The organism is Ideonella livida, from assembly GCF_010499455.1.
GTDB classification, from domain to species: domain Bacteria; phylum Pseudomonadota; class Gammaproteobacteria; order Burkholderiales; family Burkholderiaceae_C; genus Ideonella; species Ideonella livida.
This window is the reverse complement of sequence record NZ_JAAGOH010000001.1, coordinates 69920-85315: the sequence shown is the minus strand read 5'-3', so window position 1 is coordinate 85315 and position 15396 is coordinate 69920. Positions and strand designations below refer to the sequence as shown.

General features: G+C 71.4%; 14 protein-coding genes. 7 read left to right on the top strand and 7 right to left on the bottom strand.

The window, feature by feature from the left end; all coding sequences use genetic code 11:
- The first annotated feature begins 11 nt into the window (after positions 1–11).
- From urtC to G3A44_RS00340, 4 genes are all read left to right on the top strand, one after another.
- On the top strand, positions 12–1139 hold the full coding sequence (gene urtC, locus G3A44_RS00355; protein WP_163455502.1) for an urea ABC transporter permease subunit UrtC: 1128 nt from the start codon (positions 12–14) through the stop codon (positions 1137–1139).
- The gene (gene urtD / locus G3A44_RS00350) at positions 1136–2017 is read left to right on the top strand and encodes an urea ABC transporter ATP-binding protein UrtD (RefSeq protein WP_163455501.1); all 882 of its coding nucleotides are present in this window, start codon (positions 1136–1138) and stop codon (positions 2015–2017) included. The genes urtC and urtD overlap by 4 nt, the downstream gene beginning before the upstream one ends.
- A gap of 21 nt (positions 2018–2038) precedes the next feature.
- Positions 2039–2731: an urea ABC transporter ATP-binding subunit UrtE gene (gene urtE / locus G3A44_RS00345; RefSeq protein WP_163455500.1), complete on the top strand. Its 693-nt coding sequence runs from the start codon at positions 2039–2041 to the stop codon at positions 2729–2731.
- A 72-nt stretch (positions 2732–2803) separates the two neighbouring features.
- A complete protein-coding gene (locus G3A44_RS00340) occupies positions 2804–3484 on the top strand; it encodes a glutathione S-transferase (protein ID WP_163455499.1) in 681 nt (226 codons plus the stop codon).
- Here the strand turns inward: G3A44_RS00340 and G3A44_RS00335 are convergent.
- Both G3A44_RS00335 and G3A44_RS00330 read right to left on the bottom strand, forming a co-directional pair.
- Positions 3466–4386, bottom strand: a complete 921-nt coding sequence (locus G3A44_RS00335) for a GGDEF domain-containing protein (RefSeq protein WP_163455498.1) — start codon at positions 4384–4386, stop codon at positions 3466–3468. The genes G3A44_RS00340 and G3A44_RS00335 overlap by 19 nt on opposite strands.
- Before the next feature lie 61 nt (positions 4387–4447).
- A complete protein-coding gene (locus G3A44_RS00330; RefSeq protein WP_310734298.1) occupies positions 4448–5968 on the bottom strand; it encodes an aminotransferase-like domain-containing protein in 1521 nt (506 codons plus the stop codon).
- A gap of 216 nt (positions 5969–6184) precedes the next feature.
- On the opposite strand from G3A44_RS00330, the gene G3A44_RS00325 reads away from it, so the two are divergent.
- Both G3A44_RS00325 and G3A44_RS00320 read left to right on the top strand, forming a co-directional pair.
- Positions 6185–6676, top strand: coding sequence for a DUF2917 domain-containing protein (locus tag G3A44_RS00325; RefSeq protein WP_163455496.1), 492 nt, complete (start codon positions 6185–6187; stop codon positions 6674–6676).
- Positions 6562–7941 carry a TIGR03862 family flavoprotein gene (locus tag G3A44_RS00320; protein ID WP_163455495.1) on the top strand — a complete coding sequence of 460 codons (1380 nt, stop codon included), beginning with the start codon at positions 6562–6564 and terminating at the stop codon, positions 7939–7941. Before G3A44_RS00325 ends, G3A44_RS00320 begins: the two co-directional genes overlap by 115 nt.
- A 10-nt stretch (positions 7942–7951) precedes the next feature.
- Here G3A44_RS00320 and G3A44_RS00315 read toward each other — a convergent pair whose 3' ends face one another.
- The gene (locus G3A44_RS00315) at positions 7952–9883 is read right to left on the bottom strand and encodes a methyl-accepting chemotaxis protein (protein ID WP_163455494.1); all 1932 of its coding nucleotides are present in this window, start codon (positions 9881–9883) and stop codon (positions 7952–7954) included.
- Between the two features lie 147 nt (positions 9884–10030).
- Positions 10031–11455, bottom strand: a complete 1425-nt coding sequence (locus G3A44_RS00310) for an aminotransferase-like domain-containing protein (RefSeq protein WP_163455493.1) — start codon at positions 11453–11455, stop codon at positions 10031–10033.
- Between the two features lie 173 nt (positions 11456–11628).
- Here G3A44_RS00310 and G3A44_RS00305 point away from each other — a divergent pair, with 173 nt between their 5' ends.
- Positions 11629–12849, top strand: coding sequence for a benzoate/H(+) symporter BenE family transporter (locus G3A44_RS00305; RefSeq protein WP_203561242.1), 1221 nt, complete (start codon positions 11629–11631; stop codon positions 12847–12849).
- A 14-nt stretch (positions 12850–12863) separates the two neighbouring features.
- Here the strand turns inward: G3A44_RS00305 and G3A44_RS00300 are convergent, their stop codons facing one another.
- The 3 genes from G3A44_RS00300 to G3A44_RS00290 form a co-directional block, all read right to left on the bottom strand.
- A complete protein-coding gene (locus tag G3A44_RS00300) occupies positions 12864–13694 on the bottom strand; it encodes an urease accessory protein UreD (protein WP_163455802.1) in 831 nt (276 codons plus the stop codon).
- 76 nt (positions 13695–13770) lie between these two features.
- Positions 13771–14553: an ABC transporter permease gene (locus G3A44_RS00295; protein WP_163455492.1), complete on the bottom strand. Its 783-nt coding sequence runs from the start codon at positions 14551–14553 to the stop codon at positions 13771–13773.
- Entirely contained in the window at positions 14550–15359 is an 810-nt protein-coding gene (locus tag G3A44_RS00290; RefSeq protein WP_163455491.1) for an ABC transporter ATP-binding protein, read from the bottom strand. The genes G3A44_RS00295 and G3A44_RS00290 overlap by 4 nt, the downstream gene beginning before the upstream one ends.
- Positions 15360–15396 lie beyond the last annotated feature (37 nt).

Here is a 15396-nt window from a genome sequence, read left to right as displayed (position 1 = left end):
GCCCGCACTCCATGACCGCCATCCCTCCGACCCTTCCCGTCCCCAAGCGTGGCCTGCTGCTCAGCCCGGCCGGCTGGACCGGCCTGCTGGCCGCGCTGCTTGCCGTCACCGTGCTGGTGCCTGTGCTCAACCTGGTGGTGCCCGAGGGCAGCCTGTTCCACCTGAGCGACTACGGCGTGGCCCTCACCGCCAAGATCATGTGCTACGCCATCTGCGCGCTGGCCATGGACCTGATCTGGGGCTACACCGGCATCCTCAGCCTGGGCCACGGCCTGTTCTTCGCGCTGGGGGGCTATGCCATGGGCATGTACCTGATGCGCCAGATCGGCACCGATGGCCAGTACAAGTCGCACCTGCCCGACTTCATGGTCTTTCTGGACTGGAAGACGCTGCCCTGGCACTGGGCGCTCAGCGACAGCTTCATCGCCCAGGCCCTGCTGGTGCTGCTGGTGCCCGGCCTGTTGGCGTTCATCTTCGGCTTCTTCGCCTTCCGCAGCCGCATCAAGGGCGTGTATTTCTCCATCATCACGCAGGCCATGACCTTTGCCGCCATGCTGCTGTTCTTCCGCAACGAAACCGGCTTTGGCGGTAACAACGGCTTCACCGACTTCAAGCGCATCCTCGACATCCCGCTGCAGCAGCCCTCCACCCGCATGGTGCTGTTCGTGCTGACCGGGCTCACGCTGATCGGCTGCTACCTGATGGCGCGCTGGATCGTGCACAGCAAGTTCGGCCGCGTGCTGCAGGCCATCCGCGACGCCGAGAGCCGGGTGATGTTCACCGGCTACGACCCGCTGGCTTACAAGCTCGCCATCTGGACCCTCTCGGCGGTGATGTGCGGCGTGGCCGGCGCGCTCTACGTGCCGCAGGTGGGCATCATCAACCCCAGCGAGATGAGCCCTGCCGCCTCCATCGAGATCGCCATCTGGGCGGCCGTGGGCGGGCGCGCCACCCTCATCGGCCCCATCGTCGGTGCCTTCTTCGTCAACGGCGCCAAGAGCTGGTTCACCCAGGTCTTCCCCGAGTTCTGGCTTTACTTCCTGGGCGCGCTGTTCATTGCCGTCACGCTGTTCCTGCCCCAGGGCCTGGTGGGCCTGGTGCAGAAGTTCAAGGGTTCCAAGCCGGAGGAGCGCGCATGACCCCCGACCTCATGGAAGCCGGTGCCAAGGCGCTGGCCGATTACCGGGCCAAAGTGGCCGAAGCCGGCGCCTCGGGCGACCGTGGCGCCGCCTACGGGCGCCTGCTCACCGCCGGGCAGCCCGACTTTGCCCATGGCGTGGCCCTCTACCTGGAGGGCATCACCGTCAGCTTCGACGGCTTCAAGGCCCTCAACAGCCTGAACCTCTCGGTCAACGTGGGTGAACTGCGCTGCATCATCGGCCCCAACGGCGCGGGCAAGACCACGATGATGGACGTCATCACCGGCAAGACCCGGCCCGACCTGGGCACAGCCAGCTTCGGCAGCAACATCGACCTGCTGCGCCTGCGCGAGAGTGAGATCGCCCAGATCGGCATCGGCCGCAAGTTTCAGAAACCCACCGTCTATGAGCAGCTCAGCGTGTTCGAGAACCTGGAGCTGGCGCTCAAGGCCGACCGCCGGGTGCGCGCCGGCCTGCTGCACCGCCTGACCGGGGCCCAGCTCGACCGCATCGGCGAGATCCTCACCCTCATCCACCTGCTGCCCCAGGCCCAGCGCACCGCCGGCCTGCTCAGCCATGGTCAGAAGCAATGGCTGGAGATCGGCATGCTGCTGATGCAGGACCCCAAGCTGCTGCTGCTGGACGAGCCGGTGGCCGGCATGACCGATGAGGAAACCGAACGCACCGCCGAGCTGTTCCTGAGCCTGGAGGGCCGGCACAGCCTGGTGGTGGTGGAGCACGACATGAAGTTCGTCGGCGAGCTCACCCAGGGGTGGAAGAAAGTGACCGTGCTGCACGAGGGCAGCGTGCTGGCCGAGGGCACCCTGGCCGAGGTGCAGGCCAACGAGAAGGTCGTCGAAGTCTATCTGGGCCGCTGAGCCGAGGCATGAGGAAGCAACATGCTGAACGTTGAGAGTCTGAACCAGTACTACGGCGGCAGCCACATCCTGCGCGGTGTCTCCTTTGAGGCGCGGCGGGGTGAGGTCACCGTGGTGCTCGGCCGCAACGGCGTGGGCAAGACCACGCTGCTCAAGAGCCTGATGGGTGTGGTGCCGGTCAAGACCGGCCAGGTCCGCCTGGGTGAGCACGAGATCACCCACCACACGCCCTACGACCGCGTGCGTGCCGGCGTGGGCTATGTGCCGCAAGGCCGCGAGATCTTCGGCCGCCTGACGGTGGAGGAGAACCTGCGCATGGGTCTGGCCTACAAGCCGGCCAGCACCCCCATCCCGGCCGAGCTCTTCGAGCTGTTCCCAGTGCTCAAGCAGATGCTGCAGCGCCGTGGGGGCGACCTCTCCGGCGGGCAGCAGCAGCAGCTGGCCATTGCCCGGGCCCTGGCCCCGGCGCCGCGGCTGCTGCTGCTGGACGAGCCCACCGAGGGCATCCAACCCAGCATCATCAAGGACATCGGGCGCGTCATCCGCATGCTGGCCGACCGCGGCGACATGGCCATCGTGCTGGTGGAGCAGTACTACGACTTCGCCGCCGAGCTGGCCGACCAGTACCTGGTGATGGAGCGTGGTGAGATCATCGCCCGCGGTGCTGGCCGGGACATGGAGGCTGACGGCGTGCGGCAGATGATGTCCATCTGAACGTCCCCCGCGGCGCCGGGGCTGTCGCCCGCGGGTCGGCGCGCGCCGGGCCCCAGGGCTAGCATCGGCCTCATGATCACCGTCCACCACCTTGAGAACTCCCGCAGCCAGCGCGTGCTGTGGCTGCTGGAAGAACTGGGCCTGCCCTACGAGGTCAAGCGCTATGCGCGCGACCGCGTCACCCTGCTGGCCCCGCCTGAATTGACCCAGGTGCATCCCCTGGGCAAGTCGCCCGTCATCACCGACAGTGCCGCCGGCGTCACCGTGGCTGAAACCGGCGCCATCGTCGAGTACTTGCTGGACCTGGCACCGCAGGCCGGCCTGCGCCCGACCCCGGCCAGCGTCGACTTTCTGCGCTACCGCTACTGGCTGCACTTTGCCGAGGGCTCGGCCATGCCCCCGCTGTTGCTCAAGCTCATCTTTGACCGGGTGGCCAACGCCCCGATGCCCTTCTTCATCAAGCCCATCGCCAAGGGCATCTCCGCCAAGGTGCTGGGCGCTTTCGTCTCGCCCAACCTGCAGCGGCAGCTCGACTTCATGGAAGCCGAGCTGGCCCAGCGCCCCTGGTTTGCCGGCCAGGCCTTCACCGGCGCGGACGTGATGATGAGCTTCCCGCTGGAGGCTGCCGCCCAGCGCGCCGGCCTGACCGGCGCCCGCTACCCGGCGCTGCAGCGCTGGCTGGACGCCGTGCACGCCCGACCGGCCTACCGCCGGGCGCTGGAGCGGGGCGGCCCTTACAGCTTCGCCGACTGAGGCGCCTGCGGGGGCCCGCCGTCCCCCCCTGGTGCGGCCGGTGGCGTGGCCACCCGCACCATGTCGCGGCCGGCCTGCTTGGCCTGGTACATCGCCGCGTCGGCTGCCTGCAGCAGGGCATCCAGTGCTGCTGCCGCGTCGGCGCTGGTGCTGGCCAGGCCTATGCTAGCGCTCAGCCGCAGTTCCAGCGGGCCGCCCGCCGGGGTCAGGCGCAGCGGCTGGCTCAGGGCGCTGCGCAGCTGGTCCAGGCGCTGGGCGGCGCAGCGCACATCGGCCTGGGGCATCAGCAGGGCGAACTCCTCGCCCCCCCAGCGGGCCAGCAACTCATCACCTTGCAGCTGGGCTTGCAGGCGCTGGCCCACCTCGTGCAGCACCGCATCGCCCACCGCATGGCCATGGCGGTCATTGACCGCCTTGAAGTGGTCCAGGTCCAGCAGGGCCAGGCTCAGGGGCAGGTCCTCGTGGGTCAGGGTGGCCTGCCGTTGCTGGGCCAGGGCCTGCTCGGTGCGGTGGATGAAGGCCCGCCGGTTGGGCAGGCCGGTCAGCGGATCGTGCAGCGCCAGGCGGCGCAGGGTCTGGTGCGCCTGGTCCAGGGCGGCCACCAGATGCAGGGTCCAGCCGCCCAGCCCCAGGCACAGCGGCAAGGGCACGCCCAGCGACAGCCAGAAGGCCGTGCCCATCTGCTCGTGGCCCTGCAGGCGCAGCACGACCCAGGTCAGCACCACCGAGACCAGGCTGCTGAGTGCCGCCAGGGCCAGGGTGGCCCGGACCACCCCCAGGCGGCGCACGCAGGCGGCGGTGGCCCCCAACGCGGGGCCCAGGGCGGGCAGGCGGGCCAGGCCCTCGGCGCTCGGGCCAGAGGCGGACGGGGCGGGGCAGACAGGTGGGGCAGGGGAGCGCACAGTGGCGCGATGATAGGCAGTCCACCCGCCCCGTGGTGCTGGGTGGCGGCGGGCCGCGGGCTCAGGCGGCCAGGCGTGGGCGGGCGGCCAGCAGGGCTTGCGCCAACTGACCCACCCGCTGCAGGGCCTGCTGCTCGGCCGGGCCCCAGCCGCGGCCCAGCCCCAGCCTCAGGCAATGGTCGTAGCGGGAGCTGCTGCTGAACATCGCGCCCGGGGCGATGCAGATGCGCTCGCGCAGCGCGGCCTCGTGCAGCTCCAGGGCGGGCAGCCCGCCGGGCAACTCGACCCACAGGATGAAGCCGCCTTCCGGGGACGTGACCCGGGTGCCGGCCGGAAAGCTGCTGGCCACCAGGCGGCGGGCCAAGTCCATGCGCTGCGCCACCTGGCTGCGCAGCTGGCGCAGGGCGGGTTCGTGGTGCACCTGCTCCAGCAGGTCGGCCATGGCCCATTCCAGCAGCTCGGTGTGGCCGCCGCTCAGCGCGGCCTTCAGGCGTTGCACCTGCGCAGCCCAGCGCCCGCCCTCCACCCAGCCCAGGCGCAGGCCCGGGGCCAGGGTCTTGGAGTAGGAGCTGGCCAGCATCACCCAACCCTCGGGGTCAAAGCTGCGCACTGCGCGCCGGGCCTCGGCCCGGGGGCACAGGTCGTTGTAGATCAGGTCCTCGATCATGGGCAGCCGGTGGGTGCGCAGCAGGCGGGCGAGCGCCTTGCGCTGCGCCAGCGGCATCACCGCGCCCAGGGGGTTGCTCAGGGTGGGCACCGCCAGCAGGGCCTTGACCGGCTGGGTCTGCAAGGCCAGCTCCAGCGCGGGCAGCGACAAGCCGGTGCGCGGGTGGGTGGGGATCTCCAGCGCCTTCAGGTGCAGGCTCTCCAGGATCTGCAGCAGGCCGAAGTAGGTGGGCGACTCCAGGGCGACGGTGTCGCCGGGCCGGGTCACGGCCTGCAGGCACAGGCTGATGGATTCCAGGGCACCGTTGGTGATGACGATGCGCTCGGGATCCAGGGTGCAGCCGTAGCCCAAGGCCCGCCGGGCCACCACCTCCCGCAGGGGGCGGATGCCTGGGGCAAAGGGGTAGCGGCTCATCGAGGCCTGCTGCCGCTGCAGCGCGCGGCCCATGGCCTTGCGCATGCGCTCGGGAGGGAACAGGTCGCCGCCCGGGCAGGCAGCGCCGAAGCTGATGAAGTCCGGGTCCCGGGCAGCTTCCAGCGTGCGCTCCACCAGGGTGCTGATGTCCACCGGCGCGGGGCTGGCCGGAGGCTGGGTCTGCTCGGGTACGGCCAGGCTGGGCCGGCGGGCACCCGGACGAGGTCGCACCGCGCTGGCCGCGACAAAGAAGCCCGAGCGCGGGCGGGCCTCGATGAGCCGCTCATCCTCCAGCGTGCGGTAGGCCTGCAGCACCGTGGTCTGGGCCAGGCCCTGCTGGCGGGCCATTTCGCGCACCGAGGGCAGGCGGTCGCCGCGGCGCAGGGCACCGCTGGCCACCAGGGCACCCAGGCGCTGCGCCAGCTGGCGGTAGAGGGGGGCAGCCGGTTCTTCACCGGCGGCGGCTTCCGGCACGGGGGTGGGGCAAGGCGGGCGTGACACGACGGGGACCATGGTGGGGGGATTGTGCGCATGCCCTGGTGCGGCAGGTCAGTACAGAAACCCGGGCTGACGGCCAGTACAGCCGGGGAGCGCCGGTGCCTGTGGTGCCTGCAGCGGGCCCGTCTGTGGCTGGGCGCAGGCCGGCGCCTTGGGCACGATGGCCGGACCGTCGCCGACAGGCCCGCCTGGCCTGCGGCGCTGAAAGGAGAAACGCCCATGTCTGCCCGCCCTCAAGTCGCCCCTGTCCCCTCGACCCTGTCCGCCAGGCTGGGCCACCCCGCCGCCCCGCTCCCGGCCCCGCAGGCTGGCGCGGACTGGACCCTGCGTCCTGGGCAACCCTGCCGACCGGCCCAGCTGCCCGCCGTGCTGGAGGGGGGTGTCCTGCACGGTTTGACGGTGGTTCGCGGTACGGTGTGGGTGACCTGGCCCGGCCAGTGGCGGGACCACCTGCTGGAGGCCGGGCAGCCGCTGGCGCTGCCGGCTGACCTGCGGGGGGTGCTGGTGGAATCGGACCCGCGCCGCGGGGCGCCCGGGGCCTGCGTGCGCTGGTGGCTGGCCCCCGAAGGGGCGGGTGCCGTAGACTGCGCGCCCTCATGCCCGTACCCCACGCCACTCCGCCGTCCATTCCCGATCCCGCTGCTGACCTGGGGGCAGCGTCTGCTGGACGCCTGCCGCCGGTCCACGCGCCCCTGGCGGGCGCTGGCCTGAGCGCTGGCGGCGCCGGCCGCCGGGCGGTGGTCATCGGGGCTGGTCCGGCCGGCCTGATGGCCGCCGAGGCGCTGGCGGCGGCTGGGGCCCGGGTGGAGGTCTATGACGCCATGCCATCGGTGGGCCGCAAGTTCCTGCTGGCCGGCAAGGGGGGGCTCAACCTGACCCATGCCGAGCCCCTGGCCGACTTCATCGCCCGCTATGGTGAGCGGGCGCCCCAGGTGGCCGCTTGGCTGCAGGTGCTGGGCCCCCAAGGCCTGCGCGACTGGGCGGCCGGCTTGGGCATCGGCACTTTCGTGGGCAGCTCGGGCAAGGTGTTTCCGGCCGAGATGAAGGCCGCCCCGCTGCTGCGGGCCTGGCTGCAGCGGCTGCGCGCCCAGGGGGTGCGTTTCCATATGCGCCACCGCTGGCAAGGGGATGGCCTGGGCGAGGGGGCCGGGCCCCGCTGTCCCAGCTTCACGGCCCCTGCGGGCGCGGTGGTGGCCCAGGCCGATGCGGTGGTGCTGGCGCTGGGCGGCGCCAGCTGGGCACGGCTGGGTTCGGACGGCGCCTGGGTGGCGCCCCTGCAGGCGCAGGCGGTGCCGGTGGCGCCCTTGCGTCCGGCCAACTGCGGCTTTGACCTGGGCTGGAGCGAGTACCTGGCCAGCCGGCATGCCGGCACGCCGCTCAAGAATGTGCGCCTGGTGTTCAGCGCGGCCGGGGGCCGCCACTTCGACCGCCTGGGTGAGGCGGTGCTGACCGCCACCGGCCTGGAGGGCAACCTGGTCTATGCCGCCAGCGCGGCGCTGCGTGACGCCATCGAGGCCGACGGCCAGGCGGTGGCCCATCTGGACCTCCTGCCGCACTTGACGCCCCATGCGGTGCGCACCGCCTTGGCCCGCGGGCGCGGCAGCCGCTCGCTGCCCAACCACCTCAAGGAGACCGTGGGTCTCTCCGGGGCCAAGGCTGCGCTGCTGCGGGAGGGTCTGGAGGCCGCCGCGTGGCATGCGCTGGCTGCCCAGCCTGAGGGACTGGCGGGCCGCATCAAGGCCCTGCCACTGGTCTTCCGCGCCCCGCGACCGCTGGAGGAGGCCATCAGCACCGCCGGCGGCGTGCGCCTGGAATCGCTGGACGCCGGCCTGATGCTGCAGGGCCGTCCCGGTGTGTTCTGCGCCGGCGAGATGCTGGACTGGGAGGCGCCCACGGGCGGCTACCTGCTGACCGCCGTGATGGCCAGTGGCCGGGTGGCCGGGCAGGGCGTGCTGGACTGGTGGGCCCGGGGCTGAGCGGCCCCCTTCAGGCCTCGACCCGGAGTTGGGCCACCAGGCCCGAGAGGCCCTGCGCCTGCTGACGCAGGCTGCCCGCGGCGCTGGAGGCCTGCTCGGCTGAGGCCGCGTTGGCCTGGGTGGCCTGGTCGATCAGGCGTATCGCCTCGGCCACCTGGCTCAGGGCATCGGTCTGCTGGCGGGTGGCGTCGGCCACCTCGGCCACCGTCGCGCTCACGCCATCGATGTTCTCGATCATGTGGCTGACGCTGTCGCGCGCCGAGTGGATGGCGGCCACGCCGCGTTCGACCTGTTCCACCGAGGCCTGGATCAGGCTGCGGATTTCTCCGGCGGCCTGGGCGCTGCGCTGGGCCAGGGTCCGGACCTCCCCGGCCACCACGGCAAAGCCCCGGCCGGATTCGCCGGCCCGCGCGGCCTCCACCGCCGCATTGAGCGCCAGGATGTTGGTCTGGAAGGCGATGCCGTCGATCACGCCCACGATGTCGGCCACCTGCCGGCTGGTCTGGGCCATGCCTTCCACCGTCTGCACCGCGGCCAGCATGCGCTGGTGGCTTTCGTCGCCGTCGCGCCGCGTGGCGCTGAAAGTCTGGTGCACCCGCTGCACGTTGTCGGCGGTGCTGCGCACGGTCTGCGACACCTCCTCCAGCGAGGCGGCGCATTCCTCCACGCTGGCGGCCTGCTGGCTGGCCCGGTCGGAGAGGTCCAGGCTCTGCTGGGCCATGGTGTCGCCGGTCTGGGTCACGTCCTGGGCGTGGTCGCGGATGCGGCGCACCAGCGCCGTCAGGCGCTCGGCCATGTGGTCCAGGGCCTGGCCCACTTGCGCCAGGTCGTCCTGGCCGGGCAGGTGGGCGCGTACGGTCAGGTCGCCCTCGGCGCCGGCGCGGCTGCTGGCTTCCAGGCGCGCAAAGCCGGCGGTCAGCCCCAGGTAGAGTGCGGCGCCCAGGTACGCGATCAGTCCGATCGCCGCCAGGCTCAGCGCCGTGGCGCCCCAGGTGGCGCGGTTGAGGTGGTCCAGCCGCGCCTGCAGCAGCGTGTTCAGGCGCTGTCCGGTTTGCTGGTTGAAGGCCACCACGCCGGCGATGGCGTCGGTGCCGGCCTTGAAGTAGGCGGCGGCGTCACCTTGCGCCTGGCCTTGGGGGAAGCTCTCGCGCACCAGGGCGGCAAAGCGCTGACTGCCGGCCAGGGCGCCGGCGGCACCCTCAGGCCGGGGCTCGCCGAAGCGCTCCAGCGATTCCAGGCGGGCCAGCACGTCGGCGCTGCGCTGCTCCAGCGCGCCCAGCCGGCCCATCAGGGCGGCCAGCTCCTGAGGTTCGGCCTGGCCCTTGGTCAGCAGGCCGGCGCCCTGGCCCCGCAGCAGACCGATCTGCTCGGTCCAGTCCAGGGCGTGCTCGACCATCAGGTCCATCAGGAAGAAGGTGGCGGCCTCGGGGTCGAAGAGCAGCTTGGAGTCTTCACCCACCCGCCGCACCAGGCCGCGCAGCGCAGCCACCTGGGCGGTGTGCTGGCGGAACAGCTGGGCCTGGTCGCCCTGCGGCAGGCCTTGCGTCCAGGCCTCCAGCTGCTGGCGGATGGGGGCCCACTGGGCCTGGGCACCCCATTCCGGGTGGCGGCCCAGCAGCGCGTCGGCCTGGCGCACCGTCTCAGCCAGTCGGGCCTGGGTGGCCTGCAGGGGGCCGGCCACGTCCGCCTTGCCTGACAGCAGCATGTTGGCCTGGCCGCGCCGGGTCTGCAGCTGTACCGCCACGTCTATCAGGGCGTTGACCACCTGGGCGCCTTCGGCCTCTTGCGCGGTGACCTGCCGCTGCTCACGCAGTTCCAGGATGGCCAGCTGGGCCAGCCACACCAGGGGCACACAGACCAGCCCCCCCATCAGGCTGAGCTTGGTCCTGAGTCGCCAGGATTGCAAAAGCCCCAGGGCGGGGGCCAGGAAAGCACGCAGCATCTTGGGTTTCTCCAGCGTTGGGCAGGCCGCATGCGCCCACGCAGGGCGCCCTCCACGGCCAGGGGCCAGTGTCCCGGGCCCGGTCTCTGCGCGTTTTCCCGAGGTGAGGGGGGAAGCCCCGCCGTCTTCAGAGACTGGCTCCTCCCGTCATAGCCAGCCCGGCTGCGGGGTGCGGGCCAGTCCCGCCAGCTTGTCCAGCACAAAGGCCAGGCGCTCGCGGCTGGGGGGCATCAGGCACAGGCGCACGTGCTGCCGGCCCAGGCCGTCCCGGTCGGTGGCAAAGGCATCCCCGGCGGCCACGGCGATCTGGTGGCTGCGGGCCAGGGCTGCAAACTGCTCGCCGCTGCGCCATTGGCCCGGCAGTTCCAGCCACAGGTGGAAGCTGGTGGGGGCGCTGCGCCAGCGCAGGCCCTGCAGCACGTCGGCCGCCAGTTGCTGGCGCGCCCGCGCCTCCTCCCGCTGGGCCTGGCTCAGTGCCCAGGCCTGACCGCGCTGGATGAGCAGGGTGGCCACCTGCGCCGCCAGGGGCGACACCATCCAGACCGTGGAACGCACCGCTGCGGTGAGGGGGCCGAGCCAGGCCGGCGGGGCGTGCAAGTAGCCCAGCCGCACCGTGGGCAGCACCGACTTGGACAGGCTGGTCAGGTAGACCGTGCGCTCCGGCGCCAGTTGCGCCAGTGGCGGGGCCACGCCGGGTACCAAGAAACCGTAGAGGTCATCGTCCAGCAGGCGCAGGTCCTGTTCGCGGGCCAGAGCGGCCAGTTCCGCCCGGCGGGCCGCAGACATCACTGCGGTGGTGGGGTTCTGCACATTGGCGATGCAGATGACCAGGGCCGGGCGCTCGCGTCGGCATTGCGCCCGCAGGGCCTCCACCTGCAGCCCTTCCTCGTCCATGGCGATGCCCTGCAGGCGCCGGCCCAAGCCCAGCACCACCGAGGCCACACCGGGATAACACAGCGCCTCGCAGGCCACCAGCTCGCCCGGGCGGGTCAGCGCCTGCACGGCGACCCACAGGCCGTGCTGGGCGCCGGCGGTCAGGATGATCTGGTCGGCTTGTGCGTCCAGGCCGGCGGCACGCAACCATTGCGCCCCCGCCTGGCGGTGGGAGGGCAGGCCGCCGTCCCGGGTGTAGTCCAGCATTTCGGGCAGGCTGGCGGCGCGGGCCAGCTCCGCCAGGGCCTGACGCAACACCGGCTCCTGCAGCGGCAGGTACGGCTTGACGATGGACAGGTCCAGGGCCTCGCCCCCCGCCTCGGCCGCGGCCGGCTGCATCCCGGGCACGGTCGGGCTGGTGGGGGCGGGCGGTGTGACCACCGGTGCGGCGTCGCCGGCGGTCAGGGGCAGCACAAAGGTGCCGCGCCCCACCTCTCCGGACACCAGGCCGCGGCGGTGCGCCAGCTCGTAGGCGCGGCTCACCGTGCCCGGTGTCACGCCCAACAGCGCTGCCAGTGCCTTGAGCGTGGGCAGGCGTTGGCCGGCCTGCAGCCTGCCCGCCTGGATGTCCTGCGCCAGGGCCTGGGCGATGCGCTCATACAGGGGGCCTTCTTCGGCGGGCAGCTGGGGTTGCCACATGGTGTTTTGCCTGAATTGAATCGGTGCAATTCTAGGGCGACACCCCACGACCTGCGGGGGAGGCCGCGGCGGTGGCCCGTCATGACGAAGGGGCTGGTAAAAGTGGATTGAATGGGTGTAAATTGAATCTATTGAATCCATTCAAGTGCCGCTATCTCTTCAGGAGCCCGCCCATGAACCCACCTTCCCTGGCGCAGTTGCGCCAAGACGCCTCGCTGCCGGCCGCGGTGGCCGGCTTTCTGGCCGTCCTCATCTCCTACGCCGGCCCGCTGGTCATCGTGTTCAAGGCGGCGGACCTGGCGCACCTGGACGCGGCGCACACCGCTTCGTGGATCTGGGCCATCTCGGTGGGCAGCGGCCTGAGCGGCCTGTGGCTGAGCTGGCGGCTCAGGACCCCGGTGATCACCGCGTGGTCCACGCCCGGTGCCGCGCTGTTGGTGGGCATGCTGCCGGGGCTGACCCTGCCCCAGGCCGTGGCCGCCTACCTGGTCAGCGCGCTGGCCATCACGGCGGTGGGGGCCTCGGGCCTGTTCGACCGGCTGATCGGGCGTCTGCCCAAGGGCATGGCCGCGGCGCTGCTGGCGGGCATCCTGCTGCGTTTTGGCACCGAGGTGTTCGCGTCGGTGCAGGCCAGCCCGGCCTTGGTGCTGGCCATGGTGGCCACGTTCCTGGGCCTGCGCCGGCTCAAGCCTCGGTACGCCATTGCAGCGGTGATGGTGGTGGGCATCGCCCTGGCCATGGCCGCCGGCCAGACCCAGCTGGCGCAGGTCAGCCTGCAGGTGGTGCGGCCGGTGTGGGTGACGCCTGAGTGGTCCTGGCATGCGGTCCTGGGCCTGGGCCTGCCACTGGCGCTGGTGACCCTGACCGGCCAGTACGTGCCGGGCATGGCGGTGCTGCGCACGGCCGGCTATGCGGTGCCGGCCGGCCGCATCGTCAGCGTGACGGGGCTGACCTCGCTGCTGCTGGCGCCCTGGGGGTCGCACGGCGTGAACCTGGCGGCCATCACCGCCGCCATCTGCACCGGGCGTGAGGCCCATGAACAGGCCGACCGGCGGTACGTGGCCGGCATCGTCTGCGGCCTGGTCTATGTGGTGATCGGCACCTTTGGTGGCGCCCTGGCACTGGTGTTTGCCTCGCTGCCGCGCGAGTTGATCGCGGCGCTGGCCGGGCTGGCGCTGATGGGCGCCTTCACCACCGGTCTGGTGGGGATGGTGCAGGACACGCCCCACCTGGAGGCCAGTGTCATCACCTTCCTGGTCACCGCTTCGGGCATGAGCCTGTTGGGGCTGGGGGCGGCGTTCTGGGGGCTGGTGTTCGGTGCGGCCGCGTACCTGGTGCTGCACCAACCCTGGCGCCGTGCGCCGACCGGGGCCGTGCCGGTGCGCGGCGCCTGAGGTGGGGGTTGCGGCTACAGGGCCCAGATGCGCGGTGCCACCGGGGGCAGGCCCCAGGCGCGCTCGCGCAGCAGGCCGCGCAGCTCGCGCCAGAGCTGGAGCAGCGGCTCGACGCGGGGGGCCAGCGCCCGCACCACCAGCAGCCGCTCGTCGGGGCTGGTGGCGCCGCAGGTGGCGGCCAGCGGGCTGGTGTGGATGCGCTCGCGCAGTGCGTCCAACCAGTCCTGCCGCTGGGCGCGGGGCCAGGCGCTGCCGCTGGCCAGCCACAAGGTGCCCAGGACCCGGTGGCCGGCCAGGCCCAGCGGGCTGTCCAGCAGCAGGGTGTCCTCGGCGGCCAGCCGGCCCTGTTCCAGCCACAGGCCCGGCAGCTCAATGCGCTGCTGCACCTCGCCCCGCTCGAAGGCTTCGCCGGCGGCGGGCAGACCCAGGGCCAGCAGGTCCCAGCCGATCATCTGTGCTTGCGGCGCCAACTCAAAGCGCTGCTCGTTGCGGGCCAGGCAGCCCCGGTAGGCGATGGTCTCCAGCGGCAGCCACTCCAGCCTCGCGCCGTCAGCCAGTCGGGCCTGCACCCGCTGCACCGCAAAGTCACCGGCACTGCGGTAGAAGCGCGTGGCGCTGGGGGTGGTGATGAGGGCGTGGGTGCCTTCAGCCTGCTGGATGTGGACATCCAGCTCATCGCCGCCGACGATGCCGCCAGGCGGGTGAACCAACACATGGTGGCAGATGCCCTCGCCCTCGGGGTAGAGGCGTTGCAGCACGCGCAGCGGGCCGTCGTGGCGGTCCAGCGCGGTGGTGCGGTCGCCGTCGCGGCGGTAGTTCAAGTGCAGGTGGCCATGCCAGCCCATGGTGCGGACCTTGGTGGAAGACAAATGAAAGGGCGGCCCGCAGGCCGCCCGGCAGGCCCCGTTGGCGGGGCGCCGCTCAGTGCGCCTGCGAGCCTCGGTGGGCCCAGCCGGTCATGCGCTTTTCCAGCACCGAGAAGAACTCGTACATGCCCATGGCCATGGCCCCCACCACCACCAGGCCGGCAAAAGCCAGGCCCATTTGCATGGCGCTGCCGGCACTGACCAGCAGGTAGCCGATGCCCTCATTGCTGGCGGTCATCTCCGACACGGTGGTGCCGACGAAAGCCAGGGTGATGGCCACCTTCAGCGAGCCGAAGAAGTAGGGCATGGAGCGCGGCAGTCCCACCTTGATGAGCACATCCCAGCGCCGGGCACCCAGCACGCGCAGCACGTCCTCCAGCTCCGGCTCCAGGGTGGCCAGGCCGGTGGCGATGTTGACGGTGATGGGGAAGAAGCTGATCAGGAAGGCGGTGAGCACCGCCGGGCCCACGCCGATGCCGAACCACACCACCAGGATGGGCACGAAGGCGGCCTTGGGCAGGGCGTTGAAGCCGGTCATCAGCGGGTAGATGGCGGCGTAGGCCAGGCGGCTGGAGCCGATGAGGAAACCCAGCAGCACCCCCACGACGATGGCGATGCCGAAGCCGGCCATCGTCACCCAGAAGGTGCGCCAGGCGTGCTTGGCGATCTCGCCCTTGAACTCCAGCAGCTGCTCCCAGATGCGCAGCGGACTGGGAAAAACGAACTCGCTGACGTTGAAGGCGCTGCACAGGCCCTGCCAGACGAGCAGGGTGAGGACCAGCAGGACCCAGGGCGAGGCGGCTTCGAGCCGCTTGCGGCGTTGGGCTTCGGTGCTCATTGGGCCAGCTCCACGCCGGTCTTGCGCATGGCGCCGATGTGGCCGCGCAATTCATGGACGATGTCGGTGAACTGGGGCGTGTAGGTTACTTCCAGGTCACGCGGGCGGGGCAGGTCGATTTCGCGGCGCACCACGAAGCGGCCGGGGCTCTTGCTCATGACGTACACCGTGTCGGCCAGGAACACGCTCTCGCGCAGGTCGTGCGTCACCAGGATGACGTTGAATTTCTGGGCGGCCTGCAGGTCGCGCAGGGCGCACCACAGCTCTTCACGGGTGAAGGCGTCCAGGGCGCCGAAGGGCTCATCCAGCAGCAGCATCTTGGGCTCGTGAATGAGCGCGCGGCAGATGCTGGCGCGCTGCTGCATGCCGCCGGAGAGCTGCCAGGGAAACTTGTCCTCGAAGCCGCCCAGCCCGACGCTTTGCAGCAGCTTGCGGGCCTTGGCCTCGTACTCGGCCTTCTTCTGCTTGAAGCTGGAGCGGTAGGGCTCGACGATCTCCAGCGGCAGCATCACGTTTTGCACCGTGGTGCGCCAGGGCAGCAGGCTGGGTGCCTGGAAGGCCATGCCGGTGATCTTGAGCGGGCCGGTGACTTCCTGGCCGCCGATCTCCACCGTGCCCTTGCTGGGCCGCTTCAGGCCGGTGGCCAGCTTCATGAAGGTGCTCTTGCCGCAGCCCGAGGGGCCGACGATGGCGATGAACTCCCCTTCCTGCACCTGGAGGTTGATGTCCTCCACGGCGAAGTGGCCCTGGGCCAGCAGCTCGTCGTTGTAGGCGAGCCAGACGTTGCGGAAATCGACAAAACTCATCGAGGACTCCGGGAGGGGGCCGGCCGAGCCGGCCCCG

Coding starts and splice junctions, on each gene's coding strand:
- urtC (WP_163455502.1), top strand. CDS start 12: ATGACCGCCATCCCTCCGACCCTTCCCGTCCCCAAGCGTGGCCTGCTG.
- urtD (WP_163455501.1), top strand. CDS start 1,136: ATGACCCCCGACCTCATGGAAGCCGGTGCCAAGGCGCTGGCCGATTAC.
- urtE (WP_163455500.1), top strand. CDS start 2,039: ATGCTGAACGTTGAGAGTCTGAACCAGTACTACGGCGGCAGCCACATC.
- G3A44_RS00340 (WP_163455499.1), top strand. CDS start 2,804: ATGATCACCGTCCACCACCTTGAGAACTCCCGCAGCCAGCGCGTGCTG.
- G3A44_RS00325 (WP_163455496.1), top strand. CDS start 6,185: ATGTCTGCCCGCCCTCAAGTCGCCCCTGTCCCCTCGACCCTGTCCGCC.
- G3A44_RS00320 (WP_163455495.1), top strand. CDS start 6,562: ATGCCCGTACCCCACGCCACTCCGCCGTCCATTCCCGATCCCGCTGCT.
- G3A44_RS00315 (WP_163455494.1), bottom strand. CDS start 9,883: ATGCTGCGTGCTTTCCTGGCCCCCGCCCTGGGGCTTTTGCAATCCTGG.
- G3A44_RS00310 (WP_163455493.1), bottom strand. CDS start 11,455: ATGTGGCAACCCCAGCTGCCCGCCGAAGAAGGCCCCCTGTATGAGCGC.
- G3A44_RS00305 (WP_203561242.1), top strand. CDS start 11,629: ATGAACCCACCTTCCCTGGCGCAGTTGCGCCAAGACGCCTCGCTGCCG.
- G3A44_RS00300 (WP_163455802.1), bottom strand. CDS start 13,694: ATGGGCTGGCATGGCCACCTGCACTTGAACTACCGCCGCGACGGCGAC.
- G3A44_RS00295 (WP_163455492.1), bottom strand. CDS start 14,553: ATGAGCACCGAAGCCCAACGCCGCAAGCGGCTCGAAGCCGCCTCGCCC.
- G3A44_RS00290 (WP_163455491.1), bottom strand. CDS start 15,359: ATGAGTTTTGTCGATTTCCGCAACGTCTGGCTCGCCTACAACGACGAG.